The following is a 26,904-nucleotide window of genomic DNA, read 5'->3' on the forward strand; positions in this document are numbered from 1 at the left end:
ACAGGGAATCGCGTTAAACAATGAAATTCATGCACAGGCACACCGAGGCACACCGGACCGATCGAATCGGCTGGCTACGCGCCGCCGTCCTTGGGGCCAACGACGGAATCGTCTCTACCGCCAGCCTGCTGATCGGCGTCGCTGCCGCCAACGCCAGCCATGCCACATTGCTGGTTACCGGAATGGCGGGGCTGGTGGCCGGGGCCATGTCCATGGCCGCTGGCGAGTACATTTCCGTGCACTCCCAGGCCGATACCGAGCGGGCCGATCTGTCCCGCGAACGGGCAGAACTGGCCAGCGACCCGAAAGCCGAACACATCGAACTCGCCAACATCTACATGCATCGCGGGGTATCACCCGAACTGGCGCATCAAGTGGCCGATCAATTGATGGCCCATGACGCACTGGGCTCCCACGCCCGGGACGAGTTGGGTATCAGCGCCACCCTCACCGCCAAACCCTTGCAGGCCGCCTTGGCCTCCGCCGCCAGTTTCGTGGTGGGTGCCGCGTTGCCGCTGGGGGTGACGTTTGTCGCGCCGGAGCACGGCGTGGTGCCCTGGGTATCGGGCATGTCATTGGTGTTTCTCGGGACATTGGGCGCCATCGCCGCCAAGGCTGGCGGGGCCAACGTCATGACCGGCGCCTGGCGGGTGACCTTCTGGGGGGCGCTGGCCATGGGCATTACCGCACTGGTAGGGCACTTGTTTGGCGCGGTGGTCTAGCGGGCGCCTTTTACAGAACAGCAGTGTTGCGCGGTATGCGGTAACGGATCCGTACGCTGCCAGCGCTGGCAGTCAATGGCAGACTTGCGGCACGAGCGCTGGCTACTAGGCCAGCCCCTGCTCTTTCAGGCGTCTGTACAGGGTTCGTTCGCTAATCCCCATGTGCCTGGCCAACTCACTGCGGGTACCTTTGAAAGTAGCCAGTGCCTGTGCCAGCGAGCTGCCGTCGAACGCAGTTGAAGCAGAGGCCCGAGCCGATGCCACCACCGATGCCCGTGGCAAATGGACGGAGCGGATCACACCATCGTCAGCGAACAGACTGGCTCTCTCCAGAACATTGCGCAGTTCACGAATATTTCCGGGCCAGTGATACCGCTGTAATTGCGTCAGCGCCTCGGCTTCCATTGTCAGCGGGCGCTTGCCGGTAGCGGCACGCTGCAGGAATGAATTGACCAGCAACCCAATGTCTTCAACCCGGTCGCGCAAGGGGGGTAAATGAATTGGAAAGGCGCTGATGCGGTAGTACAGGTCCTGCCTGAACTCACCTTCCACCATCATTTTTTCCAATGGCTTGTGGGTCGCAGCAATTAACCTGAAGTTAGCGTGAAGCGTCTCGACACTCCCTACACGGCGATAGGTACCCGATTCAATCAGGCGCAACAGCTTCACCTGCATTGCCAGGGGTACATCGCCAATCTCATCGAGAAACAACGTACCGCCCTGGGCCGTTTCGACCAAACCAGGCTTGCGCGTGGTGGCACCGGTGAATGCTCCTTTTTCATGGCCGAACAGTTCGCTCTCAAATAACGTTTCGGTCAATCCAGAGCAATCGACGACGACAAAGGGCCCAGTGGCCCGCTCGCTGGTTTCATGTACGGCGCGGGCGAACAGCTCTTTGCCCGTGCCGGACTCGCCTAGCAGCAGCACCGGCAGCATTGAAGGTGCCACCCGCTGCAACTCCGACAGGGCACGATTAAAGGCGGGTGAACGGCCGACCAACCCTTCGTTGCTGGGTCGAGCTGATGCACTGCGGACCAGGGTGAGACGCTCCACATAGGCAGTAATAACACCCTGCTCGTCCAGAATCGGGCGCAATTCGACGTCGACATGCTCAGGACCGCGAGGCGTGTGGTGAATGTGCAAAACACGATCCGGTCCGCGCATCTCCTGCGCCTTTTTCATCGGGCAGTTCTCACCCGCCTGATCACACGGAACGTCGTAATGGTGTGAGATTTGATAACACTTATGGCCGATAAAGGGTTTGTCAGCGCTGCCAAACTGCCGTTGATAGGCGGTGTTGGCAGCCAGGATGTTGTAGTCCGGATCGAGCACGATCATCGGCTGGGGTTCGTGCTCAAGAAACGAGACAAGTGCCTGCACTTGATCCGAGTGCGGGAGCGAATGGCTGGGGATGGGCAGGACAGTCTTCATCGTGGCTCCTGAGTATCCTAGCATCCTGCAATGGCACTGCCACCTCTGTCAACACAGACTGCCAATGGCAGTAAATCCAGGTAAATGTAGATAGGATCAAACCGCTTTAAAAAATTAAATACAATAAAATCATATAGATAAGCTCATATCTCTCTACAGCTCCGGCCTGGCAGACTTATTGCTATGTCAGTCCTTAGTGTGAGCGGCTTGGTGAAAGCCCCCTAAGGAGACAGTCATGAGCGTAAAACTTCACGTGGAAGGATTCTTCGATTCCGCGACCAATACCGTCAGCTATCTTGTGCTGGATGAGGGCACCCACCACTGCGCTTTAATCGACAGCGTACTTGATTACGACCCTAAGTCCGGCCACACCGCCACAACGTCTGCCGACAAGTTGATTGCGAGGGTGAACGAACTCAATGCAAGGGTCGACTGGATACTCGAGACCCACGTCCACGCAGACCACCTCACGGCAGCGCCCTACCTGAAGGAAAAGCTTGGTGGAAAAATAGGCATCGGCAGCCACATTTCGACGGTGCAGGAAGTGTTCGGCAAGCTGTTCAACACCGCTGGCGATATGGCTCGCGACGGAAGTCAGTTCGATCACCTGTTCGTCAATGACGAGCCGTTTGCCATTGGCTCGCTGCAATGCCATGCGCTCCATACCCCCGGCCATACACCCGCCTGTATGACTTATGTAATCAGCGATGGCACCGAAACGGCGGCATTCGTCGGCGACACCTTGTTTATGCCTGACTACGGTACTGCACGCTGTGACTTTCCCGGTGGCAATGCGCGCACGCTGTTCCAGTCAATCAACAAGGTGCTGAGCCTGCCGGCCAATACGTTGCTCTACATGTGCCACGACTATCAGCCGGGTGGCCGCGAGGTGCAATTCGTCAGTACCGTGGCCGACCAGCGCGCCCACAACGTTCACGTGCGTAACGGCATCAGTGAGGAAGCGTTTGTGGCGATGCGCACAAAGCGCGATGCATCGATGGAAATGCCGACGCTGATCCTGCCATCCGTTCAGGTCAACATGCGAGCCGGGCATTTGCCTGAGCCTGAAGCGAACGGGACGCGCTACCTGAAAATCCCGCTCAACGTCGCCTGACGTTGCCTTCCCCAAACTACACATAAGAAAAACCCCATAACGGAGTCACTTATGGACATTCGCCACCTTGCGCCCGGACTGTCGGTATCCGAACAGATTTTCCCCAACCAATTGGCTGAACTGAAAAAGGCCGGTTTTCGCGCCATCGTCTGTAACCGTCCCGATGGCGAAGGCAGTGATCAACCCTTGTTTGCCGAAATCGAACGAGTCGCCCAAGCGCTCGGCATCGAGGCGCACTACCTTCCCGCCGAATCAGGCAAAGTCACCGACGAGCAAGGTATTGCCTTCGGCAAGCTCCTTGAAACACTGCCAAAACCGGTGTTGGCCTATTGCCGTTCCGGCATGCGCTCGACAACGATGTGGGCACTTTCACAAGCAGGTAAACAATCCCTGCCACACATCATCGAGACGGCCAAGAAAGCCGGGGTCGATATGAAAGGTGTCATTCGCCGGATTGCCAATCAGGGCCGCACGCCGGTCGAAGTGGCTGAGGCGCAGCATGCCGTGGTCATCATCGGGGGCGGTGCGGCAGGTATCGCCACTGCATCCAGTTTATTGGCGCGAGATCCCGGGCTCGACGTTGCCATCATCGACCCGGCCGATGTGCACTACTACCAGCCTGGCTGGACTCTAGTCGGCTGTGGAGTCTTCGATGCGTCCCAAACTGCCCGCACGATGGGTACGACCATCCCCCGCGGTGTGCATTGGATCAAGTCGGCGGTCGCCGCTTTCGAACCCGAAAGAAATGCCGTCATTCTTGATGGATGCAGAGTCGTCAAATACGAGCAACTGATCGTGTGCCCTGGCCTGAAGCTCAATTGGCATGCAATCGAAGGTTTGTCGGACACTCTGGGCCGCAACGGTGTGACGTCAAATTACCTGTATCACCTTGCGCCATATACCTGGGAACGGGTGCAGCAACTGCGTGAAGGCCGGGCGATTTTCACGCAACCCCCGATGCCGATCAAATGTGCCGGGGCGCCGCAAAAAGCGATGTACCTGTCTGCCGATCATTGGAAACGTATCGGTGTCCTGGACAACGTCGAAATCGAGTTTTGCAGCGCTGGCGCGGTGCTGTTCGGAGTGCCCGACTATGTGCCAGCTCTGATGGAATACGTCACCGCCTATGGTATCGACCTGAATTTCAGCAACACACTCACCAGCGTGAACGGACCTGCACGGACTGCAACGTTCAACTGCGTTAATCCGGATGGTAGCTCCCGTCTTGTAAAGCGCGACTTTGATCTCCTTCATGTGGTGCCACCGCAGATTGCGCCAGATTTCGTCCGGGTCAGCCCTCTCGCTGACGCGGCTGGCTGGATCGATGTCGACCCTGCCACTTTGCGCCATAAAACCTGGGTAAATATTCACGCGCTGGGAGACGCTACCAACACCGGCAATGCCAAAACTGCGGCAGCAGCACGCAAGCAAGCACCCGTCGTTGCTCATAATGTGTTGGCTGCAATGGGTAAAGCGAAAGGCAGCGCCCATTACGACGGTTACGGCTCCTGCCCGTTGACGGTTGAACGCGGCAAGATCGTACTGGCTGAATTCACCTATGGCGGCAAAGTCGCCCCCAGCTTTCCATCCTGGCTGATTGACGGTACCCGGCCATCGAGGCTGGCATGGCTGCTCAAAGAGCGGATTCTTCCCCCGCTGTATTGGAAGGCAATGCTCAAGGGCCACGAGTGGATGGCGAAACCCGAGATGGCAGACCTGTGAAACCAGGCCTCAAAGAAAGGAACCTGAGATGATCGTCGTCTTACTGCTCGGGCTTACTGTCGGGGTTATTCTGGCCCTGACCGGCGCCGGAGGAGGAATACTGGCTGTTCCATTGCTGGTGTTTGGAGTGGGGTTGAGCATGGCCGAGGCAGGGCCAATTGGTTTATTGGCTGTCGGACTGGCCGCGACCCTGGGCGCCGTAATGGGACTTAAAAACGGCACCGTCCGCTATAAAGCTGCGCTTCTAATTGCAGGAGCGGGGATCGTGTGTTCTCCACTTGGCCTTTGGCTGGCGCAGCGCACGCCTAACCGTCCGTTGACGATCATCTTTGCCTTTGTGCTGATGTACGTTGCATTGCGGGTCTATCAACGATCGCTACCTTCCTCCACGGAGTCGAAGCCCCCCGTCACATCCAAACCGCCGCCTTGCCTATTGGACGTGAACCGAGGAAAGCTTAACTGGACGGGTCCGTGTGCATGGGCACTCACCGTCTCTGGCGTTGTCGCGGGCGGGCTTTCCGGCTTGCTCGGCGTGGGCGGTGGCTTTGTGATGGTGCCGGCGCTCCAGCGATACACCAATCTGACAGCGCAGTCGGTACTGGCAACGTCTCTTGCCGTCATTGCGCTGGTTTCGATTTCCGGCGTTGCGGCAAGCTCCGCAGCCGGGCACTTGCAGTGGGCAGTGGCCATTCCGTTTTCCACTGGGGCATTGGTCGGAATGCTCGGCGGGCGTCTCATCGCGGCACGGCTGGCGGGTCCACACTTACAAAGAGGCTTCGCCGCGGTTTCCATGGTGGTGGCGGTGGCCTTGCTGGTGAAAGCTATTTAGTTACATTTTTGCTACGGAGAAGCTTCATGAATGTCGACTGGCTCAACTTCACGCCCTGGTCATCCCTTGCCGGAGGCGCATTGATTGGCCTGGCGGCCAGCCTATTCGTCATCGCCAATGGGCGTATCGCAGGTATCAGCGGCCTGATCGGCAGTCTTCTACAGCGAGGGAGTGAGGGGGTGAGTGAGAAAGCACTTTTTCTCTTGGGCCTGCTTATCGCGCCACTTATATGGGCCTTGTTTGCCACGCTGCCACAGATTGAGTTCAAAAGTGGCTGGGTCGGACTGATCGCCGCCGGTGTACTGGTGGGCATCGGTACACGATACGGATCAGGCTGCACCAGTGGTCATGGGGTATGCGGCATATCGCGCCTTTCGCCGCGATCGATGGTTGCCACTGCGTGTTTCATGTTCAGTGGTTTCGTCACGGTGTTTATCTTGCGTCATCTGCTGGGGGGTTGAACATGACCAAACTGACTGCGTTCATTGCTGGCCTGCTGTTCGGCTTGGGCCTGCTTCTGGCAGGCATGGCCAACCCCGGCAAAGTACTCGCTTTCCTGGATCTAGCCGGTGCCTGGGACCCTTCCCTGGCGTTGGTCATGGTCGGGGCAATTGCTGTGGCCATTGGCCCGTTAACCTGGGCGCGACGCCAATCCAGTTCGCTGCTGGGAAGGCCGATGCAGCTACCGATCAAACGTGAGCTGGACCCGCGCCTGATTGGCGGGAGTCTGTTGTTCGGTGTCGGCTGGGGAATAGCGGGCATCTGTCCGGGCCCCGCAGTGGCAATTCTGCTGACAGGACGCTGGCAAGCGATCGTATTCATGTTGTCCATGCTGGCCGGCATGGTGTTGTTTACTGCGCTGGAGAGCCGGCGCAGCCATTGATCGGGCGATCGCCATGAACGCGAACGTTGCTGGCATGCAACCGAACCAGCCTTTCGCTGATGACATTTGACTTAGTGATTGGGTCGTCGCTGGCGCTTCAATCCAGCAGGCGCTTTAGCGCAGCGACGCCAACAGGCGGCTCCGCGGTCCAGGGCACCACGATGACAGCATGGTTGGTTTGTTCGGCTACCCGCATCATCTGCTTGCGCTCGCTATCCAGGCGCGCTCGCAGCAGCGGATCATTTGTGTTTGTGGCGAGCAGAGACTTATTGACCACCCAGGCAAACGGTTCGATGTTGGCCCTGCGCAAGTCATCCTGCAGCCCTGCCGCCTGAGACACCGGCGTGGCTTCGGGCAGGGTTACCAAGATGATTTTGGTGTAGACCGCATCTTGCAGTCGCATCAATGGCGTGACGATGTGGTCCGAGGCCTTGCCTTTGAATTCCCGAACCATCTGGCGGTGATAGGCGCCTGTGGCATCCATCAGTAGCAGCGAGTGACCCGTGGGGGCGGTGTCCAGCACCACGAACGAGGTTCTGGCTTGAGAAACCACGCGGGAGAAAGCATGGAAGACCGCCACCTCTTCGGTGCAGGGCGAACGCAGATCCTCAATGAGCAAGGCTATTTCATCTTCCGTCAGGGTCGAAGAGCGGGAAGCTACGATCTTGTCCACGTATTTTTGGGTCTCGACCTTAGGGTCGATGCGGCCGACGCTGAGCCCTTGCACATCGGCATTAAGGGTCACAGCCAGATGCGCCGCAGGATCCGTCGTGCTCAGATGCACGGATTTGCCGTGCTGGACCAGACCCAGCGCGATGGCTGCAGCAATGGTGGTTTTGCCAACACCACCTTTGCCCATGACCATGATCAACCCGCGCTCATCATTCGCAAGCTCGGCAACCAATTCCGAGAGCTTGGGATGTTCGAGGCGTGAGGGCTCGTGGGGTGCAGTGCTTGCTGGCCGAACAAGATCCGGGGCAAGCAGCCCGCGTAGCGCGGGCAAGCCAACGCAATCCACGGCTTTGAGCGGGATGTAGTCGGCTGCAAGCTGGCGCAGCGAAGCTGGCATCTCGTCGAGTGCCTGCTGGCCAACCGCTTCGATGGCCGCGGCGATCGGATCATTCAAGTCGCTGCGCTTGAACACAGCGTTCACGACCAGACGTTGGTTTTCCAGACCCAACTCACGAAGCTCGTCGGAGGATCGCGCAGCCTCGCCGAGCGCGCCTCTTTCAGGGCGAGCCACTAGCACGATAGTGGTCAGGGATGGATTATTGAGCGCAGCCAAAGCCTGATTGAAAAGCTGCTCCTGCATTTTCAAGCCCGAGTGGGGCCCCAGGCATGAAGCACCACGATCATTGCCTTTCAGAAATCCGCTCCAGGCTTTGGGCAGGCTCAACAGCCTGAGCGTGTGTCCCGTGGGAGCGGTATCGAACACGACGTGGTCATAGGCCGCGCCGCCTTGCGACAAGAGGTAAGAGAATTCATCGAAGGTTGCGATTTCGGTCGTGCATGCCCCCGAGAGTTGCTCGCGCACCAGAGCAATGTCTTGATCGCTTGCCTCAGAGCCCATTTGTTCGACCACTCTGGCTCGGTAATCGATGGCGGCGGTCGCAGGGTCGATGTTGAGTATGAACATGCCAGGAACGTCCGGCACTGCTACAGGCTGATTGCTCAGTCTTACGCCGAGCATCTCATCAAGATTCGAAGCCGCGTCTGTGCTAACGAGAAGCACCTTCTTGCCTGCATCAGCCAATGCGATTGACACCGCTGTGGAGACCGACGTTTTGCCAACTCCGCCCTTGCCAGTGAAAAACATGTATTGGGTGGGTTGATCGAGCAGTTTGATGGTGGACTGCATGGCACGCTAGCCTCGCGAGGAGCACAACTGAGGCTCAGAGTTTAGACCGATGTTCGGCACCTCCCCCTTTATCTTATGAATCAAGCTGAAAATTTTAGCCATCGATTGGCCGCGCACCGCTTTGATCAAACAGGCGACTGACTGATGGCCCTGATCCCGGATCAAAGGTCATGGGTTGTCACGAAGTGAAAAGGCGTTGTCGTCAAATGAAATGTTTGCCGCTTCCCCGTCTATAAGCTGCTCCACAGATCTGCGCGGTCAGCCCTGCCTTTGAGCGGTACACCCGGCTGGCCCGCAGCCCTATAACTGTCGGGTGCCCGTCTTGGGTGCCTTGCCGGAGTGGCACAATGAACAAGAAGAATAAAGATCTCTCCCAGCAAGCCGCGATGCATACGTTGAGCTTGAACCCGGTGGTCGGTCCTCGCGGGCGCGACCTGCTCGGCACTGCCCGCATGGTCCTGCGACAAGTGTTGAAGCAGCCCGTGCATAGCGCTCGGCATATGGCTGCATTCGGCCTTGAGTTGAAAAAAATCCTGCTCGACCGCTCGCCGCTCAAGCCCGCGGCGGGAGACAAGCGTTTCGACGAGCAGACCTGGCAGCGCAACCCGCTCTACCGTCGCTACATGAAGACGTATCTGGCCTGGTGCCAGGAGATGAACGACTGGATCAGTACCAGCAGCCTCAGCGAACAGGACGCTCATCGTGGTCAGTTCGTCATCGGCCTGCTGACCGATGCGATGGCGCCGACCAACACCCTCGCCAACCCGGTAGCGCTCAAGCGTTTCTTTGAAACCGGCGGCAAGAGCATCCTCGATGGCTTCTCACAGCTGACCCGGGACCTGATCGAAAACGGCGGCATGCCCAGCCAGGTGGACAAGACGGCGTTCGAGGTGGGCCACAATCTGGGCATCACCGAAGGTGCGGTGGTGTTTCGCAATGAAGTGCTGGAGTTGATCCAGTACAAGCCCCGTACCGAGCAGGTGCAAGCGCGTCCGTTGCTGGTGGTGCCGCCACAGATCAACAAGTTCTACCTGTTTGACCTGACGCCGGAGAAGAGCCTGATCCGTTTTCTCCTCGACAGCGGTATCCAGACCTTTGCCATCAGTTGGCGCAATCCCGGCAAGGCCCAGCGTGAATGGGGATTGTCCACTTACGTAGATGCCCTGAAGGAGGCGGTCGACGCGATTGTGTCGATAACCGGCAGTACCGACCTGAATACCTTCGGAGCCTGTTCCGGAGGCTGTACCCTGTCCTCGCTGTTGGGACACTACGCCGCCCTGGACGAGAACAAGGTCAATGCCTTTACCCTGGCGGTCAGCATGCTGGACATACGCCCCGACACCCAGGTCGGGATGTTCGCCGACGAGAAGACCCTGACGGCGGCCAAGCGCCGTTCGTATCAGGCGGGCGTGCTGGAGGGCCGCGAGCTGGCGAAGGTCTTCGCCTGGATGCGTCCCAATGACTTGATCTGGAGTTACTGGATCAACAACTACCTGCTGGGCAACGAGCCGCCAGCATTCGATGTCCTCTACTGGAACAACGACACCACCAACCTGCCCGCCGCGCTGCACGGCGAATTCATCGACATGTACCAGACCAATCCGTTCGCCCGCGCCGGCGCCATGGAAGTTGGCGGCACACCGATAGACCTTGGTCAGGTCACCAGTGACTTCTACTGCATCGCAGGCCTGACCGACCACATCACTCCGTGGGAGGCCTGCTACCGCTCCATGCATCTGTTTGGCGGCCAGGGCGAGTTCGTGGTGTCCAGCAGCGGGCATATCCAGAGCATCCTCAACCCGCCAGGCAACCCCAAGGCGCGCTTCATGACCGGCAGCAACCTGCCAGTCGAGGCTCAGGCGTGGATGGACGCTGCCAGCCAACACTCAGGCTCCTGGTGGCCACACTGGCTGGCCTGGCTGCAGGCACGCTCCGGCGATAGTAAAAAGCCCCCCCGGAAACTGGGCAACAGGGCATATCCCGCGGCTGAAGCTGCGCCGGGTACCTACGTGCACATGCGCTGAGTCGTTTGGGCCGGCCATGGAAGATGGCCGGTCCAGGCTTGCTCAGGCGTTTTTGTAACGCAACGCATCCACCAACAACGCAAACGCAGGGGACGCCTGACGCCGACTCGGGTAGTAGAGGTGAAAACCGGAAAACCATGGCGACCAGTCTTCCAGCACTTGAATCAGGCGCCCGGCTTGCAGGTGTGGCGCGACTACGTCATGGGGAATGTAGCTCAAGCCGAAACCATCCAGTGCCGCTTCCAACAGCTGATAGACGCCGTTGTAGGTCACCTGGCCTGTCACTCGGACCCTGAGACGTTCGTCATCCTTGGCGAACTCCCAGGCATACAGCCCGCCGTTCGTGGGCAACCGCAGGTTATTGCACAGGTGATCGGTGAGTGCCCGAGGCGTCATGGGTAATTCACGGTTGGCAAAGTCCGAAGTGGGGCCCTACCCGTCTGATCAGGCGATCACCGGCCTCGGTAGGCGAAACGCTGCGCGTTGTTCGCGTCAACAAACGCAAGCCAAGCCGCGCTTCCAGGCCCCGAATCGTGTGGCTCAGCGCTGATTGAGAGACCCCGAGCCTGGCAGCGGCCTTGGTGAAGCTCCGGTCCTTGGCGACGGCGAGGAAGGCAAGCAGATCACTGGCGTTTTCCCTGAGCATTGATGAGGCCCCCACATAAGTATTTTCATACTATATCGCCTGATCATATTAATGAGGTCTTGATAGATTGGCTCGCTTCAGATGCCACTGCCCCTTGGGTGGGTATCGACAAATTTATTGTCGTGCCACCCAGGACCTTTCAGACTCAAACGCCGACAAGGTGGGTCAATATCTCCAGAAAACCGGCGTGACAAGTACCAACACCGTCAGGATTTCCAGCCTTCCCAGTAGCATTCCAACGGTCAGTAGCCATTTGGCGGCATCCGGTAATGATGAGAAATTACCTGCCGGCCCAATGATCGTGCCAAGCCCAGGCCCGACGTTACACACCGCAGTGGCGGCGCCGCTCAATGCCGTTGTCCAATCAAGTCCAATGAGCGCCAGGCCCAAGGCGATGGCGGCGATAGTGATGGTGAAGAAAAACGAGAAGGTCAAAAGCGAACGCAGGATTTCCTCGTCGATGGGATGACCGTTGTATTTCTTCTGGATCACGGCTCGAGGATGGATCAACTGCTTCAAACTACTGACCAGCAGGGCGCCAGCCACCTGAAAACGGAAGATCTTGAGACCGCCTGCCGTTGAGCCTGAACATCCACCGACAAAGGTCAGATAGAAAAACAGCAAGACCGCGAAGCTGCCCCATAACGTGTAGTCGCCCACCGCAATGCCGGTGGTCGTGACGACCGAGGTCACATTGACTGCCACGATACGAAACGCATCCCACCATCCGTAATCGCTGTGAAAACAAAGCCAGGTGCCCACAGCCAGCGATGTGACGAGCAAGAACCCAATGAACCCGCGTACCTGGTGATCCTTGATCAGGGCACGGCGATTGCCCCGCAATGTCGCAACGTACAAGGTGAATGGCAGGCTGCCCAGAATCATGATCGCCACTGCCACCCAATGAATCGCTGGCTGCGTCCAGTGCCCAAGCGAGGCGTCCGACGTGGAGAATCCTCCGGTGGAGATCAACGACATGGCGTGGTTGACCGCTTCAAATGGCGTCATTCCAGCGAGCCAAAGCGCCACAGCGCCGATGCCGGTAAGGCCCAGGTAGAGCAGAAGAATGTACTTGGCGGCGACATGGGAACGCGGTGTCACTTTCTCCGACCAATCCGAGGACTCTGTCTGGAACAGGCGCATGCCGCCTACTCGCAACAGTGGAAGGATCGCCACCGCCATGCCGATAAAACCGATGCCTCCCAACCAATGCAGCATGGAGCGCCATATCAGCAAGCCGGGAGACGAGGTATCAAGACCTGTGAGTACGGTCGAGCCAGTGGTCGTGATGCCCGACATCGTTTCAAAGAATGCGTCGGTGTAGCTGATATCGCTGATGAACACCATCGGCAATGCTGCGAAGGTGCACACAACTACCCAGCTTGCCGTCGTCAGCAGGTACATATCCCTGGGACGAAGCTGGCCAGTCTCCGGACGCCCCCGCACGATCAACAGGAGGCCACAGACGAAAGTAATCAAACTCGACCAGAGAAATGCCGACAGATCGTCACTACGCTCATAGGCCACCAGTGTGATCATGGGAAAAGCCATGCTGACGGCCAGCGTGATCAGGAAAATGCCCAGGATGAAGCCGATAAGCCGAATTGCTGCGAGGGACATGACAGTAGCGTTCCAGATTTGCACCGCGCAGTATCGGATGCCCAACCTGAAAGCCGCGTAAATTTTGCGTAAAACTTCTGCAAACAACCAGCCGGGCTGCGTGCGTCAAAGGGCAACTTGGGGTCGCAATGACGCACTCCGTCAGAATGGGCTCGCGGTGGGCCGAACGATCAGCTCGCTTACATCCACATCGGCAGGTTGTTCAACGGCATAGGCGATTGCCCTTGCTATGGCGTCGGCCGAGATCGCGATCTTGCGAAACTCTTTCATCTCGGCGCGCCCCCCCTCATCAGAGATACTCTCGGCCAGCTCGGACTCCGTAACGCCTGGAGCGATCACGGTAACCCGAATATCGCCTCCAACCTCTTGCCGAAGACCTTCTGAAATGGCCCGGACGGCGTACTTGGTGGCGCAGTAAACGGCTGCAGTCGGACTCACTGCATAGGCACCAATAGAGGCAATATTGATGATCTGCCCGGCCCGTTGACGCTGCATCAGCGGCAGCGTGGCAGCGATACCGTGCAGAACGCCGCGAATGTTCACGTCAATCATGCGGTCCCATTCGTCCACCTTGAGTGCCTCGAGTTTGGATAGAGGCATCACACCAGCGTTATTCACCAGCACATCGACCCGATCGAAGCGGGTAACGGCGAAATCGATGAAGTCCTGGACATCCTTTCTGTCCGTGACGTCCAGAACCCGGAATTCAGCCCTGCCACCGGCGGCGTTGATATCGCCAGCAAGCCTTTCAAGCCGGTCGGTACGACGAGCGCCGAGCACGACTTTCGCCCCTTGGCTAGCCAGCAGTCGCGCGGTAGCCTCACCGATACCGCTGCTGGCGCCGGTGATTGCGATGACTTTGTCCTTGATGTTCAACATGATCGGTTTCCTCTTCTGTTTGCCCGGGAAGCGGGCCTGCAAACAAGGTTAGGGACGGACAACAAGTTGCCGTTAGTCGAATACTGCTTAACCTTTGCCCAATTCTGCAGCGAGGCCTTTGCACCAGGGCTTATCTCACCCGTTCATAGGGCATCTGTTCACGCGCAGCCTTCAGGGCTCTCGCCCACCAGTTCAGCTGGACCAGCATTCGAGCCATTGGAAGCCTGGCCTGATCAGGCTGACGTATTGCCCCTGCCCCATCGATCAGTGCCCAAGGATCAGGGAAAGACACGAAGTTGCAGATGGGTACCGCGTGCTGTCCGGCCAGTACCTGGCGCAGCTGACTGATCGCGCACAGTCCGCCCGACGCGCCGCCGTAGCCGATGAATGCAACCGGCCTTGCTTGCCAGCGAAGCGAAACCTGGTCAATGAAAGCTTTCAGCTCGCAGTGATAAACATTGCTCTGTTCAGATGTAATGATCAGGAATGCATCAGCTTCGGCCAAATGGCGAAGGCTTTCCTGTCGTTGTATAACCGCCGCATTGCCAGGCCTGACCAGGAGGCTGGCGGGTTCTACTAACCAAGGCTCGAACTCGGCTCGTTGCGCTAAAACATCCGTCACCCATTTCATCAGCACAGGCCGGAATCCTTCTACATCCTCACCACTGTGAATCAGGACCAGTTTCATCACGCTGTTCATCTCATCCTCCAGACTTGGCATCCAAGTGGTGGCACGTCATTTGCTGAAATTCACCTGCACCGTTCAGCCTCTGGATTAGAGTACGAGTGGGCAACGCGGCTGATATAGCCGGGTCTGGGGCATACAACTTGTGATCTGAATTCATATGAGACGACTGGACATAAACTGCTTCGCCGAAATGAACGTGTTCGTCAGGGTCGTTGAAGACGGCGGCTACACGGCTGCCGCCAAGAACTGTGCGATGACCCCATCAGCGGTCAGCAAGCTAGTCACAAGACTGGAAAACCGCCTGGGTACGCGTTTACTCAATCGCTCGACAAGGCGACAGTTGCTCACGCCTGAAGGGGCAGCATTCTATGAGCGCAGCCTGACTATCCTGGCGGCGCTCGATGAGGCTGAGCTGGAAGCGGCAGCCAGCTCCACCCCCCAGGGAACAGTGCGGGTCAACTGCAACGTCGACATCGGGCGTTTGTACCTGCTACCGCTATTGACGACGTTCCTGCAACACCACCCTGGCGTATCGGTGGAGGTTTTCCTCAGTGACGAAGTCGTCGACCTGATCAGCGCACGAGCTGACGTAGCCATCCGCAGCGGCCCACTCAAAAGCTCCAATCTCGTGGCCAGGCGCTTGGGCGAGACAAGAGGCCTTATCGTGGCGTCACCGGCCTACCTTGAGGCACACGGCACACCAAAAATTCCAGCCGATCTTGCAGACCACAACTGCCTGGGGTTCACCTTCGGCCAACCGATGATGGAGTGGAACTTCCTGAGCGAGGATGGCCAACTGACCCCGGTATCCGTTACCGGTAACGCACGGGTCAGTGACGGCAACGGAGTACGAGAACTTGCAATCCTCGGGCTTGGCCTCGCGCGCGTCGGATTTTGTCAGGTTGAGCAAGATCTGGCGCAAGGCCGTCTGCTTCCGGTTCTAGAAGATTTCATGCCTGTCGCGAAGACTGAAGTGCATGCGGTCTACGTAGGGCAAGGAGGAAAATTGCCCACGCGTGTCAGAGCCTTCATGGATTACCTGGCGGCAAACCTCAAGATCCACTAATTGCACAGGGTTGGTAACGCGCCGCCACTTGCGTGTGCAGACGAAGTACTCGCGCCGGGTGCGCGCCTCAAGGCGCAGAACTTGCCGGAACTGTCACGCTTGGCGGTAGGCGCTAGGCGTGACACCCACCTCGCGACGGAAAACCTGGGAGAAATGGCTGGGGCTGGAATAACCCACTTCCAAGCCAACATCGATAATGCTGCGCTCGGTCTCAAGCAGTAGATGTCGGGCGCGACTCATGCGCAGGCGGATGAAATACTGCGATGGCGCCAGCCCCGTTGCACGCTTGAACATCCGGCTGAAGTGATACTCGCTCAAATCGGCGACATGAGCCAAATGCGCAAGGCGGAACTCATCGGCCAGGTGTTCATTCATCGCATCGATGACGCGTCGCAGCTTGTACGCTTGTAGTGCGTTGCTGCGACGGGTAGTGCTTTGTGGATCGAGATAACGGCGTATCAGGTGGACGGTCAACGCCTGGGCCAGGCTGTGTACGAACAACAGGCTGGGCTTACGCTCCTCGATCAACTCGAAGCGCAACTGATTGAGCATGAAATTCACCCGCTCATCCTGGGCCCCGGAGATATCGAGGAAGGTCACCGGAGCGGTGTGCTCGCCCAGTAGATCACGGGCAGCCCGGTCGATCAGTGGAAGGCCGAGATACAGATGCATCACTTCGAAGGTGTCGCACCCGATTGTCTGCCAGCGCATCTCGTAGGGCTTGCTTGTGTTGGTGAGAAAGAAGTCGCCAGCCTGCACCTTGACGGCTTGCCATGCCCCACCGAGGGAGCGCTCCTCGACCCTGGCCGTGCCTGCCAGGACCAATACCAGCAGAGGCTCCACCACGGCAGGTACCAGTATCGGCTCGGCGCTGCTGTGATGGCTGAACAACTGCACCATCACATCCTGCAGCTGCGGGAGCAGCGGCAATGCCTGTGCAGATCCCGGCAGGTGATGCGGCATCGATTCAGCCGTGATGAGCCGAGCATCGCTCGGTGTCAGGTCTTCAAATTCAGGCTGGTGCACAAGAGGCTCCATCGAAAAGCCCTCGGATGGGGGTTGGCGTCGATAGGGTAACGTGGCATCGGCATACTTGAACAAGGCCGTTTTCAACGCTGACCCGTGCGACAGCAAACGAAATTTGCACAGGCTTCCCTCAGTCATTTTAACGTTGGCGCAAAACTCCGACAGCTTCGGCAAGCCTGCGAAAGCCCCCTCCTCCCCTTTGCGAGACAGTGAACCCGTCGATAACGACAGCGCCTCACGGGCGCTGAGCCGCCGAATACTTCGTCGGCTTGCAAGGCAGGAGAGCACCATGACTGAGATCAATCACAGCATTCCCAACGAAGTAGAAGGCAAAGTCGCGCTGGTCACAGGTGCCGCCAGTGGCATCGGCAAGGCTATCGCACTGTTACTTCACGCGCGTGGCGCCAAGGTCATTGCGGAAGATCGCCATTGCGCCGTCGAAGAACTCGCCCGCCCCGGGTTAGTGCCACTGGTGGCCGACATCACCGAAGACGGCGCCGCCGAGCGCGCGGTCGGTTTGGCCGTCGAGACGTTCGGTCGACTGGACATTCTGGTGAACAACGCCGGGATCATCATCAACAAGTTGGTCATCGACATGACCCGCGAAGACTGGGAGCGCATCCAGGCGGTCAACGCCACCGCAGCCTTCCTGCACTGCCGCGAAGCGGTCAAGGCGATGATGCCCAACAAATCGGGAGCCATTGTCAACATCGCCTCTTACGCATCCTATTTCGCCTTTCCAACCATTGCCGCTTATACCGCTTCCAAAGGCGCATTGGCCCAGTTGACCCGCACGCTGGCCCTCGAGGCGATCGAGCATGGCATTCGCGTCAATGCCATCGGCGTCGGCGACGTGGTGACCAACATCCTCAACGACGTGGTAGACGACGGCCCTGGCTTTTTGGCCCGACACGGCGAAGCCGCTCCCATTGGTCGTGCCGCGCAGCCTGAGGAAATCGCTGAAGTTGTGGCATTTCTCGCGTCGGACCGCGCGAGCTTCGTCGTCGGCTCCGTGGTCATGGCCGACGGCGGCATGACCGTCACCGCCGGTTGATCAGGATTGCCTGAAAACGATCAGGGCGCCTGTACGGCGCCCTTCTTGTCATACCCAAGAGCAGGGCCAGCTGCTATTTAAACAGTCGCCCCCTAGAACTTTTCCCTGTTTATCGGTCTATGTGGATAGGCACATTTGCTCAGCAAGCGCGAACCCGCAGGCTTGCGGTTACCAGATGGCCACACGTCCAATTGCCAAACAGAGGTTGTCTTAGCTCATGAAATTCCATGACCCACGGGTGGTGCTTTTCGGCCTGTTCGCGCTCGCGGCAGTGGGCTCGGCATCAGCAACACAGATGAAGGCCTCAACCCCTGTTTTCGCCCCTGAAGTCACCGCCGTTGAGGCGCCTGTCCAGGCCGCCGGCAACCCTTGGCCGACCTTGGCCAGTGTGGCCGACAAGCAACCAGGGCCGTTGCTTGCCCACGACGACCGTTACTGGCACGACGGCCGTTGGCACAATCGCAGGGACGATTGGCGCCGGGACGAATGGCGCAGGAATCAGTGGCGTAGAGAGCAAGCCCGCCGGGAAGCTGAGCGCCATCGTGATTGGGATCGCCACCAGGATCGAGCCATGCGGCACCGCTACGAGGACGATCGCCGCTACTACCGTCGCTAGGGCGAAGGAGGTCACACTGACGGCTGTAGATGGTCACGCGCGCAGCGTTTCGACCATTCGCCTGACCTGACTCAACAGATGATCGTCATCCTCGGCGGTGGTCGCGAACGAGGTGACAAAGCGCACGATATCTGGCCCCCAGCGATCATGTAGACGCCGAACCCGGCCTACGCAGGGCTTCGAAAAAAAAACGGGCGCCTTACAGGGCCCGTTTTTCCTTCCAGTCAATCTTGTTTCACACATAAAACAAATTCGTCATTCCCCCACACTCAGCGTTACCTGAAAAAGCACCGCTGCGTCGCAAATTCCTGAACCTCGCACGGCTGATGTGCAATTTCGTGCCATACAAGAAACCACGTTTCATATATGAAACGCCGATAAATTTCAATTTATTACTTAACTCGTTAATTTAAAACGGTTTTTAAACAAAGTAACGCTACAGCCAATCTCTGGCATTGTTCATGCACTAAACGTCGTATCACCTATAAAACAGACCAGAGACCCTTCCCAATGGCTGTGAAAGAGATGTACGCCGTCGCCCCGCAATGGAACAAACCCGCTCCCAAGGAAGACCTGGAGCCCACTGAGATTGAATTCCGCAATGTCGGCAAATGTTTTCGGCCAAGGGCAAGCCCGAAGCTCCGTTTGCCATTCGCGGGGTCAACTTCAAGATTCGCCGTGGTGAAGTGGTGTCGATCATCGGCCCTTCCGGTTGCGGCAAAAGCACCATCCTCAATATGGGTTCCGGACTCTACCGTCCCTCCGAAGGCGAAGTGTTCGTCGGCGGGGAAGCGGTCACCGGCCCGGTCCGCCAAGTCGCCTTCATGCTGCAAAAAGACCTGTTGATGCCGTGGCGCAGCATTCGCCGCAACGTTGAACTGGGCCTGGAGATTCAAGGTGTGGCGGCCGCCAAACGAAAGGCCGTGGCTGAAGACCTGATTGGTCGTTGCCACCTGCAAGGCTTCGCCGACCATTACCCGTTCCAGCTGTCGGGTGGTATGCGTCAGCGCGCGGCCTTGGCCCGCACCCTGGCCATCGACCCGCAAGTGCTGTTCCTCGACGAGCCGTTCTCGGCGCTGGATGCGCAGACCAAGATGATCCTGCAACAGGACATGGCGCGCATGCTGTTCGACGAAAAGAAGACCGCACTGTTCATCACCCATGACCTGATCGAAGGCATCGCCATGTCCGACCGCTTGCTGGTCATGAGCGCCCGTCCCGGCACCATCATCGAAGAAATCAACATCGACCTGCCGTTTCGCGACAACCCGCTGGAGCGCCGCAAGCTGCCGGAGATCGGCCCGCTGGTGGGTCGCCTGATGGAGTTGCTGCAAGTCAGCGAACACACCGAACTGCATTGATCACGCCTGAAGGCCCGCAACCGATTAGGAGTACGCATGTTCAAGTCCCTGTTTCAACGCTTCAGCCAGGTCACCGCCATCGCGCTCGGCCTGGGCATGGCTTGCGCCGCCCAGGCGCAGTCGACCGACGTGACTTACCTGTTGCCGGCGCCACCGAACCTGCCGGCATTCGCTCCGTGGATCATCGCGCAGCAGAAGGGCTACTACGCCGCACAAAACCTGAACATGACCTTCATCGCCGCCAAGGGCGGCGTGGACGTGGCCAAACAGATCGGCGCCGGTAACGCCATGCTCGGCGGTGCCCTCGGCGATACCCCGATCGTGGTGCGCGCCAATGGCATTCCGGTGCGTGCGGTGGCCGTGCTGGGCGCCGGCGGCGTGACCATGATTGCCACCAATGCGGCGCAAAACATCAATTCCATCAGCGATCTCAAGGGCAAGACCATGACGGTGATGTCCTACTCGGACACCACCTACTACGCCCTGCTCGCCTCCCTGCGCAAAGCCGGCCTGAGCAAGAACGACGTGAATATCCAGGCCGCCGGCCCGGCCGGTGTCTGGCAATTGTTCTCGGCCAATAAAGCCGAGGCGATGGCGGGTGTGCCGGATTGGGTGGTCAACGCCGAAGAAGCCGGGTTGAAGATCAGGCTGATACCGCAATCACAGATTTTCGAAAGCATGGCCCAGTCGATCCTTGCCTCCGACGATGCCATCAAGAATCACCCGGATATCGTTCGCGGCGCGGTCCAGGCCACGCTGCAGGGCATGCGCGACATCATTGCCGACCCACGCGCTGCCGCAGTGACCTTTGCCAAGGCGGTGCCCACCTATGCCGGCAAGGAAGATTCGCTGGAGAAGATCTTCAAGCTCTACGTCGAGCATGTGTATGCCAACCAGACCGTATTGGGCCGCGTCGATCCGGCGCGACTTGAAGCGGTCCGCCAGTTCTATGTCAGCGAAGGCATCGTCACCCAGGAGCCCAAGCTGGACGACCTGTACACCAACCAGTTCATCGACACCCAAACCGCCGCGCAATGACGGCCAGTGACAACAAGGTAACGACACGATGAAAAACCTCAATAACTCCATGCTCGGCAGCGTCGCCCTGCTGGTCCTGTTCCTGGTGCTCTGGCAGTGGGGCCCGGGATTGCTCGGCATGCCCGAATTCGTCATGCCACAACTGAGCCGCGTGGCCCAGGAAAGCCTGGTGATGTGGCACAGCGGCGGGCTGTGGCAGCACACCCTGGTCACCGCCTTCGAAATCATCGTCGGCTTTGGCCTGGGTGCCCTGCTCGGCGTGGTGATCGGGGTGTCGCTGGGCCTCTCGCCCGCCGCCGAGGCCATGCTGTCGCCGTACATCCTGGCGCTGCAGATTGCGCCGAAAGTCGCCTTCGCCCCGCTGTTCGTCATGTGGCTGGGCTACACCATCTACCCGAAGATCCTGATCGCCATCCTGATCGTGTTCTTCCCGGTGATGATCAACGTGCTGTCGGCCATCCGTACCGTGGACCCGGACATGATCAACCTGGTGCGGACCATGAACGCCAGCCGCTGGCAGATCTTCCGCCTGGTGGAGTTTCCCTCGGCCATGGCCGCGCTGTTCTCCGGCCTGCGCATTGCTTCGACCCTGGCCGTCATCGGCGTCACCGTCGGTGAACTGGTCGGCGGTAACCAGGGCCTGGGCTTCCTGCTGGTCGATGCCGAAGGCCAGGGCAATACCGCGGGTGTGTTCGTCGCCATCGTCATGCTCACGCTGATTGGCGTATTCGCCTACGGCGCAGTGGTCTGGGCCGAAAAGCGTGTCCTGCACTACATGCCCAAAGCCATGCTGAGTACCCAATGATGACGACCTTCAATCGCTTGCTCGAAGGCCGCCGCGTGCTGGTCACCGGCGGCGCCCGCGGGCTGGGTTACGCCTTTGCCCAGGCCATTGGCCGCGCCGGTGCCCAGGTGGTGATCGCCGACATCCTCGCCGAACGCGTGCAGCAGTCGGCCGCCGAACTGGTCGCCGAAGGCCTGAGCGTGCACGGCGTCACGGTTGACCTGGCGCAGCCGGATTCGATCGATGCCTGCATCGCTGAAACTACCCGTTTGCTGGGTGGGCTCGATGGTTTGGTCAACAACGCCTCGATCACCAATTCCGGCGGCAAGACCTGCGAAGAGCTGACCCTGGACACCTGGGATCAGGTGATGCAGGTCAACGTGCGCGGCACCTGGTTGATGACCAAGGCCTGCCTGCCGGCCCTGCGCGCCAGCGGCCAGGGCGCCATCGTCAACCTGGCCTCCGACACCCCGCTGTGGGGCGCGCCGAACCTGCTGGCGTATGTCGCGAGCAAGGGCGCAATCATCGCCATGACCCGCAGCCTGGCCCGTGAACTGGGAACCGACAACATCACGGTCAACGCCATTGCCCCCGGCCTGGTGCTGGTCGAGGCCACGGCCTATGTACCCGAGGCGCGCCACCGTTTGTACAACGATCAACGGGCCATCCAGCGCCCACAACTTCCCGAAGACGTCAGCGGCGCCGTGCTGTTCGCGCTGTCCGACCTCGCCCGTTTCATCACTGGACAAACCTTGCCGGTCAACGGCGGGTTCGTCATGCCTTGACTTTGATCTGGAGACAGCCATGACCGATTTATCAGCACAGCAAACCACCCCGAAAAGCTGGGAACAGCCGGCCGGCAGCGACCTGGAAAGCTGGATGAACACCCGCATCGCCCGTTACGAAACCCGCAAGTACGACTGGAATGCCCTGAAATTCCAGGCTGACTACGACCCGAAATTCCGCCGCGCGCAAATGCGCTACATCGGCACCGGCGGCACCGGGGTGACCTCGGACATGAACACCATCCCGTCGGAGAACTTCACCTTTTCGACCATGGTGATCCCGGCCGGCCATGAAGGCCCGCCGCACCTGCACACCGACGTCGAAGAAGTGTTCTTCGTGCTGCGCGGCAAACTCAAGGTGGTGATCGAGAAGGACGGCGAGCGTTTCGAAACCATCCTCACCGACCGCGACGTGATTTCCGTGCCGCCCGGCGTGTACCGCGAAGAGATCAACATCGGCGATGAAGATGCGCTGATGTGCGTGATGCTCGGCGCGAAAAAACCGCTGACCCCGACCTACCCGCCAGAACACCCCCTGGCCTCGATCAAGCGCGGATAAGCCCATGTCGCACGCCATCGATCATCGCGCTCCGTCGCTCACCGCCGATCTTCAGGCGCAGCTGGCCCTGCAGTTTCCATTGCGCACAGTGGAGCTCGCCGGCGCTCGCCAGGCCTTTCGCGAATGCGGAAGCGGGCCGGCCATTGTGTTGTTGCACGGGATCGGCTCGGGCTCGGCGTCGTGGCTGGAGGTGGCGCAGGCGCTTGGCCGCAGCGCCCGGGTGATCGCCTGGGACGCGCCCGGCTACGGCGACTCCTCGCCCCTGCGAGCCCTGGCGCCGGATGCGTCGGACTATGCCGAGCGGCTGCTGCAGATGCTCGACGCCCTGGGCATCGAGCGCTGCGTGCTGGTGGGGCATTCACTGGGGGCCATTACCGCCGTCGCTTTCGCCAGCGGCGTGCAGCAACAGCGCATCAGCCGCCTGGTGCTGATCAGCCCGGCCCAGGGCTACGGCCATCCATCGCGCGCCGTGCAGCGCCAGCAAGTGCGCGACAAACGCCTGCACGCCTTGCAACAGCTGGGCATTGCACAGATGGCCGAGCAACGCAGCGCCTACATGCTCTCCCCGGTGGCCAGCCCTCAAGCGCAGGCCTGGGTGCGGTGGAACATGGCACGGCTCAATCCCGAGGGTTATCGCCAGGCCATCGAACTGCTGTGCGGCGAAGACCTGTTGCGCCATGCACCGCTGACCATGCCTTGCGAAGTGCATTGCGGCGACGCCGACGGCATCACCACCCCCGACAACTGCCGGACCCTGGCCAAGACCCTGGGCGGCACGTTCGCGCTTATCAACGATGCCGGACATGCCAGTCCCATCGAACAACCTCATGTCGTGGCGGGCCGCCTGGCCTTCGCCATCAAAGAATCCCTGACAGGTGCATCGCTATGAACGATTCAGATCTGCTGAAGGACGCTCAGGACAAATACATCGTGCCGGGCCTGGAGCGCGGCCTGCTGCTGCTGTGTGAATTCAGCCGGCGCAATCGCACGCTGACCGCACCGGAACTGGCCCGGCGCCTGTCGCTGCCGCGCTCGACCATCTTTCGCCTGCTGACGACGCTGGAAACCATGGGCTTCGTCACCCGCAGCGGCAACGAATACCGCCTCGGCATGTCGGTGCTGCGCCTGGGCTTCGAGTACCTCGCCTCACTGGAGCTGACCGAGCTCGGCCAGCCGCTGCTGGCCCGCTTGTGCGACCGCCTCAACTACCCGAGCAACCTGGTGGTGCGCGACGGCCGTTCGATCGTCTACGTGGCCAAGGTGTCGCCGCCGTCGGTGTTCTCCAGCGCGGTGAATGTCGGCACGCGCCTGCCCGCCCACGCCACCGTCCTCGGGCGCATCCTGCTCGAAGACCTGTCGCTGGCCGAGTTGCGCGAACTCTACCCGGAAGATCACCTGGAACAGTTCTCGCCGTGCACGCCGAAGACCGTGATGGAGCTGTTCGACATGGTCCAGGCCGACCGCCAACGCGGGTTTGTCAGCGGTGAAGGCTTCTTCGAGTCGGCGATTTCCTCGGTGGCCGCACCGGTGCGCGATCAGTCCGGGCAGATCGTCGCGGCGCTGGGCGTGACGATTCCGACCACCCAGATCGCCCACGTCAACTTCAACGAATTGCTCCTGCAAGTACGCCGCAGCGCCGACGAACTGTCGCGGTTGCTCGACTACAACAGCGCGACCGGGCACGACAGCCACAACCGCGTAACGGCGCTGATGAGGGATTGAGATGAGTCTCTATCAACTGCAAGACAGCACCGCGATCGTCACCGGTGGCTCTTCGGGCATCGGCCTGGCCTGCGTCGAACTGCTGCTCGAAGCCGGCGCGGCCGTGGCCTTCTGCGGTCGCGACGAAGATCGCCTGCGCAGCGCCGAAGACCAGTTGCGTGAACGTTTTCCAAAGGCGCGCTTGCTGGCCCAGGCCTGCAACGTCCTGGACGCCGACTCGGTCAACGCCTTTGCCGCCGCCAGCCTGGCCGCATTGGGGCCAGCCAGCGTGCTGGTCAACAACGCCGGGCAAGGTCGCGTATCGACCTTCGCCGACACTACCGACAGCGCCTGGACCGAAGAACTGAACCTGAAATTCTTCTCGGTGATCAACCCCGTCCGCGCCTTCAAGGCACAGCTGCAAGGTCAGGCGAACGCCGCCATCGTCTGCGTCAATTCGCTGCTGGCCAGCCAGCCGGAACCGCACATGGTCGCCACCTCGGCCGCGCGCGCCGGGGTGATGAACCTGGTGCGCTCGATGGCCACCGAATTTGCCGTCGATGGCATTCGGGTCAACGGCATCCTCATCGGCCTGGTCGAGTCCGGGCAATGGCGCCGCCGTTTCGAAGCCCGCGAAGAACGGGATCTGGACTGGAGCCAATGGACCGCCCAGCTGGCACAACGCAAACACATTCCCTTGGGGCGCCTGGGCCTGCCGATCGAAGCGGCCCGCGCAATCCTGTTCCTGGCCTCGCCTCTGTCGGCTTACACCACAGGCAGCCATATCGATGTTTCTGGAGGCCTGTCCCGCCATGCGTAATGAAAATACTGTCACCGTTGGCGCTGCCATCACCGCGTTTCTCGAGCAATGCGAGGTCAAGGCCGCATTCGGTGTGATCTCGATCCACAACATGCCGATCCTCGATGCGTTCGCCGTGCGCGGCAACATCCGCTTCGTCATGGCCCGCGGCGAAGCCGGCGCGACCAACATGGCCGACGCCTATGCCCGTACCACCGGTGGCCTGGGTGTGTGCCTGACATCCACCGGCACCGCAGCAGGTAATGCTGCGGGTGCGATGGTCGAAGCGCTGACCGCCGGCACGCCGCTGCTGCACATCACCGGGCAGATCGAAACGCCGTACCTGGACCAGGAATTCGCCTACATCCATGAGGCCCGCGACCAGCTGACCATGCTCAAGGCCGTGTCGAAGGCCGCGTTCCGGGTGCGCAGCGTCGAAACCGCGATCAGCACCCTGAAGCTGGCCGTGCAGACTGCCCTGACCGCGCCGACCGGGCCGGTCAGCGTGGAAATCCCGATCGACATCCAGTCGACGTTCATCCCGATGCCGACCGATCTCTCGCCGCTGCCGATTCCGGTGGCCGTGCCCGCACCCGAAGCGCTGGACCTGGTGGCCGAGCGTCTGGCCAGCGCCACTCGCCCGCTGTTGTGGCTTGGTGGCGGCGCGCGGCATGCCGGCCCGCAGGTCAAGCGCCTGCTGGACATGGGTGTCGGCGTGATCACCTCGACTCAAGGTCGCGGTGTGGTCAACGAAGATGACGAGCGTTGCCTCGGTGCGTTCTCGCAAAACAAACTGGTCGAGCAGTTCCTGCAAAGCTGCGACGCCCTGCTGATCGCCGGTTCACGCCTGCGCAGCAACGAGACCTTCAAATATGCGCTGAAGCTGCCACGCAACACCCTGCGCATCGACGCCAACCCGGCCATCGAAGGGCGCAGCTACAACAGCGAACTGTTCATCTGCGGCGATTCGGCGCTGGCGCTTGAAGGCCTGGCGGATCGCCTGGAAGGTCGCTTGCACATCGACCCGACGTTCCTCGCCGAGCTCAAGCAAGTGCGTGAAAAGTCTCGCACGCAACTGATCGCCGACCTCGGCCCGTACTCGGCCATGGTCGAACAGCTGCAAGCGCTCACCGGGCGCAATTTCTCCTGGGTGCGCGACGTCACGCTGTCCAACAGCATCTGGGGTAACCGCCTGCTGACGCTGTACCACCCGCGTGCCGGCGTGCATGCACTCGGCGGCGGCATTGGCCAGGGTTTGTCGATGGGCATTGGCGCGGCCGTGGCGGCAGCGGAAACCGCGCCTGAGCGCAAGGTCTTCGCCCTGGCCGGTGACGGCGGTTTCATTCTCAACCTCGGCGAGCTGGCGACGCTGGTGCAAGAGAACGCCAACGTGGTGATCCTGCTGATGAACGATCAGCGCTACGGCGTGATCCGCAACATCCAGGACGCGGTGTACGGCAGTCGCCACTGCTACGTCGACCTGCACACCCCGGATTATTCCAAGCTGGCCGAATCGCTGAACCTGCGCCATGGACTGGTCACCGACCTCAAGGATTTCGGCAAGGTGGTCGACGGTGCGCTGTCGCAGCCGGGCCCGTTCCTGCTGGAAGTCGACATGCTCAGCGTCGGCAGCTTCGCCACCCAGTTCGCCGGTCCGCCCAACAGCGAAACCAAAGCGCAAAAAGCCACGGCTTGAGGA

The 26,904-nt window shown here is 60.0% G+C and carries 24 protein-coding genes and 2 pseudogenes; 19 read left to right on the forward strand and 7 right to left on the reverse strand.

Annotation, left to right across the window (positions count from 1 at the left end):
- The first annotated feature begins 20 nt into the window (after window positions 1-20).
- The gene (locus tag NQL71_RS21250; protein ID WP_046815234.1) at window positions 21-722 is read left to right on the forward strand and encodes a VIT1/CCC1 transporter family protein; all 702 of its coding nucleotides are present in this window, start codon (window positions 21-23) and stop codon (window positions 720-722) included.
- A gap of 105 nt (window positions 723-827) precedes the next feature.
- Here NQL71_RS21250 and NQL71_RS21255 read toward each other — a convergent pair whose 3' ends face one another.
- Complete coding sequence (locus NQL71_RS21255; RefSeq protein ID WP_274643229.1) at window positions 828-2,153, reverse strand: sigma-54 interaction domain-containing protein; 1,326 nt, start codon at window positions 2,151-2,153, stop codon at window positions 828-830.
- A 235-nt stretch (window positions 2,154-2,388) separates the two neighbouring features.
- Here NQL71_RS21255 and NQL71_RS21260 point away from each other — a divergent pair, with 235 nt between their 5' ends.
- Genes NQL71_RS21260 through NQL71_RS21280 form a run of 5 tightly spaced genes read left to right on the forward strand, consistent with a single transcriptional unit; the run spans window position 2,389 to window position 6,701 of the window.
- Window positions 2,389-3,267 (forward strand): MBL fold metallo-hydrolase, encoded by an 879-nt coding sequence (locus NQL71_RS21260; protein WP_077182685.1) that lies wholly within the window; start codon window positions 2,389-2,391, stop codon window positions 3,265-3,267.
- A 51-nt stretch (window positions 3,268-3,318) separates the two neighbouring features.
- Window positions 3,319-4,989, forward strand: coding sequence for a bifunctional protein tyrosine phosphatase family protein/NAD(P)/FAD-dependent oxidoreductase (locus NQL71_RS21265; RefSeq protein WP_274643230.1), 1,671 nt, complete (start codon window positions 3,319-3,321; stop codon window positions 4,987-4,989).
- Window positions 4,990-5,017: 28 nt separating this feature from the next.
- Window positions 5,018-5,818 carry a sulfite exporter TauE/SafE family protein gene (locus tag NQL71_RS21270; RefSeq protein WP_166618856.1) on the forward strand — a complete coding sequence of 267 codons (801 nt, stop codon included), beginning with the start codon at window positions 5,018-5,020 and terminating at the stop codon, window positions 5,816-5,818.
- A 26-nt stretch (window positions 5,819-5,844) separates the two neighbouring features.
- Window positions 5,845-6,279, forward strand: coding sequence for a YeeE/YedE family protein (locus tag NQL71_RS21275; RefSeq protein WP_046815229.1), 435 nt, complete (start codon window positions 5,845-5,847; stop codon window positions 6,277-6,279).
- Between the two features lie 2 nt (window positions 6,280-6,281).
- On the forward strand, window positions 6,282-6,701 hold the full coding sequence (locus NQL71_RS21280) for a DUF6691 family protein (protein WP_046815228.1): 420 nt from the start codon (window positions 6,282-6,284) through the stop codon (window positions 6,699-6,701).
- A gap of 97 nt (window positions 6,702-6,798) precedes the next feature.
- Here NQL71_RS21280 and arsA read toward each other — a convergent pair whose 3' ends face one another.
- Window positions 6,799-8,559, reverse strand: coding sequence for an arsenical pump-driving ATPase (gene arsA / locus NQL71_RS21285; protein WP_274643231.1), 1,761 nt, complete (start codon window positions 8,557-8,559; stop codon window positions 6,799-6,801).
- A 347-nt stretch (window positions 8,560-8,906) separates the two neighbouring features.
- On the opposite strand from arsA, the gene phaC reads away from it, so the two are divergent.
- Entirely contained in the window at window positions 8,907-10,583 is a 1,677-nt protein-coding gene (gene phaC / locus NQL71_RS21290; protein WP_274643232.1) for a class II poly(R)-hydroxyalkanoic acid synthase, read from the forward strand.
- Window positions 10,584-10,625: 42 nt separating this feature from the next.
- On the opposite strand, the pseudogene NQL71_RS21295 reads toward phaC, so the two are convergent.
- The 4 genes and pseudogenes from NQL71_RS21295 to NQL71_RS21310 form a co-directional block, all read right to left on the reverse strand.
- A pseudogene (locus NQL71_RS21295) lies at window positions 10,626-11,229 on the reverse strand (LysR family transcriptional regulator).
- 165 nt (window positions 11,230-11,394) lie between these two features.
- On the reverse strand, window positions 11,395-12,849 hold the full coding sequence (locus NQL71_RS21300) for a TrkH family potassium uptake protein (RefSeq protein ID WP_077182679.1): 1,455 nt from the start codon (window positions 12,847-12,849) through the stop codon (window positions 11,395-11,397).
- A gap of 141 nt (window positions 12,850-12,990) precedes the next feature.
- Complete coding sequence (locus NQL71_RS21305; protein ID WP_046815224.1) at window positions 12,991-13,728, reverse strand: SDR family oxidoreductase; 738 nt, start codon at window positions 13,726-13,728, stop codon at window positions 12,991-12,993.
- 130 nt (window positions 13,729-13,858) lie between these two features.
- Window positions 13,859-14,428: an NADPH-dependent FMN reductase gene (locus NQL71_RS21310; protein WP_274643233.1), complete on the reverse strand. Its 570-nt coding sequence runs from the start codon at window positions 14,426-14,428 to the stop codon at window positions 13,859-13,861.
- Between the two features lie 145 nt (window positions 14,429-14,573).
- On the opposite strand from NQL71_RS21310, the gene NQL71_RS21315 reads away from it, so the two are divergent.
- A complete protein-coding gene (locus NQL71_RS21315; RefSeq protein WP_046815222.1) occupies window positions 14,574-15,482 on the forward strand; it encodes a LysR family transcriptional regulator in 909 nt (302 codons plus the stop codon).
- Window positions 15,483-15,575: 93 nt separating this feature from the next.
- Here the strand turns inward: NQL71_RS21315 and NQL71_RS21320 are convergent, their stop codons facing one another.
- Window positions 15,576-16,445: a helix-turn-helix domain-containing protein gene (locus NQL71_RS21320; protein WP_425520689.1), complete on the reverse strand. Its 870-nt coding sequence runs from the start codon at window positions 16,443-16,445 to the stop codon at window positions 15,576-15,578.
- A gap of 352 nt (window positions 16,446-16,797) precedes the next feature.
- Here NQL71_RS21320 and NQL71_RS21325 point away from each other — a divergent pair, with 352 nt between their 5' ends.
- The 11 genes and pseudogenes from NQL71_RS21325 (at window position 16,798) to NQL71_RS21375 (ending at window position 26,901) form a co-directional block, all read left to right on the forward strand.
- A complete protein-coding gene (locus tag NQL71_RS21325; RefSeq protein ID WP_274643235.1) occupies window positions 16,798-17,562 on the forward strand; it encodes an SDR family NAD(P)-dependent oxidoreductase in 765 nt (254 codons plus the stop codon).
- A 217-nt stretch (window positions 17,563-17,779) separates the two neighbouring features.
- Complete coding sequence (locus NQL71_RS21330) at window positions 17,780-18,178, forward strand: hypothetical protein (protein WP_046815220.1); 399 nt, start codon at window positions 17,780-17,782, stop codon at window positions 18,176-18,178.
- Window positions 18,179-18,703: 525 nt separating this feature from the next.
- Window positions 18,704-19,539 (forward strand): annotated as a pseudogene (locus NQL71_RS21335) (ABC transporter ATP-binding protein).
- A 36-nt stretch (window positions 19,540-19,575) separates the two neighbouring features.
- Window positions 19,576-20,577: an ABC transporter substrate-binding protein gene (locus NQL71_RS21340; protein WP_248686938.1), complete on the forward strand. Its 1,002-nt coding sequence runs from the start codon at window positions 19,576-19,578 to the stop codon at window positions 20,575-20,577.
- 28 nt (window positions 20,578-20,605) lie between these two features.
- Window positions 20,606-21,382, forward strand: a complete 777-nt coding sequence (locus NQL71_RS21345) for an ABC transporter permease (protein ID WP_077182675.1) — start codon at window positions 20,606-20,608, stop codon at window positions 21,380-21,382.
- Window positions 21,379-22,146: an SDR family oxidoreductase gene (locus NQL71_RS21350; protein ID WP_143512380.1), complete on the forward strand. Its 768-nt coding sequence runs from the start codon at window positions 21,379-21,381 to the stop codon at window positions 22,144-22,146. The genes NQL71_RS21345 and NQL71_RS21350 overlap by 4 nt, the downstream gene beginning before the upstream one ends.
- A 19-nt stretch (window positions 22,147-22,165) precedes the next feature.
- On the forward strand, window positions 22,166-22,705 hold the full coding sequence (locus tag NQL71_RS21355) for a cupin domain-containing protein (protein WP_046815217.1): 540 nt from the start codon (window positions 22,166-22,168) through the stop codon (window positions 22,703-22,705).
- 4 nt (window positions 22,706-22,709) lie between these two features.
- Entirely contained in the window at window positions 22,710-23,594 is an 885-nt protein-coding gene (locus NQL71_RS21360) for an alpha/beta fold hydrolase (RefSeq protein ID WP_077182674.1), read from the forward strand.
- On the forward strand, window positions 23,591-24,427 hold the full coding sequence (locus NQL71_RS21365; protein WP_274643236.1) for an IclR family transcriptional regulator: 837 nt from the start codon (window positions 23,591-23,593) through the stop codon (window positions 24,425-24,427). Before NQL71_RS21360 ends, NQL71_RS21365 begins: the two co-directional genes overlap by 4 nt.
- Window position 24,428: 1 nt before the next feature.
- Window positions 24,429-25,226, forward strand: a complete 798-nt coding sequence (locus NQL71_RS21370) for an SDR family oxidoreductase (RefSeq protein WP_046815215.1) — start codon at window positions 24,429-24,431, stop codon at window positions 25,224-25,226.
- The gene (locus NQL71_RS21375) at window positions 25,219-26,901 is read left to right on the forward strand and encodes a thiamine pyrophosphate-binding protein (protein ID WP_046815214.1); all 1,683 of its coding nucleotides are present in this window, start codon (window positions 25,219-25,221) and stop codon (window positions 26,899-26,901) included. The genes NQL71_RS21370 and NQL71_RS21375 overlap by 8 nt, the downstream gene beginning before the upstream one ends.
- Window positions 26,902-26,904: the final 3 nt, after the last annotated feature.

The organism is Pseudomonas serbica, assembly GCF_028823535.1.
Lineage (GTDB): Bacteria > Pseudomonadota > Gammaproteobacteria > Pseudomonadales > Pseudomonadaceae > Aquipseudomonas > Aquipseudomonas serbica.